This window comes from Bradyrhizobium sp. Kon56 (assembly GCF_055807635.1).
In genome coordinates, this window is record NZ_JBVVOU010000393.1 from 1 (window position 1) to 277 (window position 277).

Annotated in this window: 1 pseudogene; it reads right to left on the reverse strand. The window is 58.8% G+C overall.

From position 1 onward, the window contains the following. Positions 1-49 precede the first annotated feature (49 nt). Positions 50-277, reverse strand: a pseudogene (locus AC0L3B_RS39420) (hypothetical protein); the annotation flags it as partial.

Sequence of the window (277 nt, forward strand, 5' to 3'; positions counted from 1 at the left end):
GCCGGGTCCGCTATCACTAAAGGTGTATATATACAATTATCAGCTGTTTTCAGACAATCGGCCGCCACTTCCCAAGCATATGCTGTATGTCGCCAGCGCCGCTCAACACTAACTCGCCACGTGAGCCGGTGCCGGTAGTCATCAGGCTTACTGCACTGGGCAGGCGCACGGGTTTCTTGAAGTGCACCTCTATTTCAAGGGGGGCGACTGGCAGTAGTTCGCCCATCGCCGCGAGCGTGCGCGCCTTGTTCCACAGCCCGTGGGCGATGGCCTGGGG